A 430-nucleotide genomic window follows, 5' to 3' on the forward strand; every position below is an offset into this window, starting at 1 on the left:
TCGACAAGTGCAATCTGCGCTGCACCTACTGCATGCCCGCCGCCGGGCTGCCCTGGCTGCCGGCGGCCCAGCTGATGTCCCCGGCGGAGATCACCCGGATCGTGGGCATCGCCGTGGACCTGCTGGGCGTCACCGAGCTGCGCCTGACCGGCGGCGAGCCGCTGGTGCGCCCGGACCTGGAGGAGATCGTCGCGGCGGTGGCCACGGCCCACCCGGGACTGCCGATCTCGCTGACCACCAACGGGATCGGGCTCACCACCCGGGCCGCGGGCCTGGCGGCGGCGGGGCTGGGCCGGATCAACATCTCCCTCGACAGCCTGGACGCGGACACCTTCGCCGCCCTGGCCCGCCGGGACCGGCTCGCCGAGGTCCTGGCGGGGGCGGAGGCCGCGGCCGCGGCCGGGCTGGTCCCGGTGAAGATCAACGCGGT

At 75.3% G+C, this 430-nt stretch carries 1 protein-coding gene; it reads left to right on the forward strand.

The window, feature by feature from the left end; translation table 11 throughout:
- The coding region (locus tag M3185_RS16975; RefSeq protein WP_251334846.1) for a radical SAM protein at positions 1–430 on the forward strand (430 nt) is incomplete at both ends.

The sequence above is a fragment of the Kocuria rosea genome, from assembly GCF_023715525.1.
Lineage (GTDB): Bacteria > Actinomycetota > Actinomycetes > Actinomycetales > Micrococcaceae > Kocuria > Kocuria rosea_A.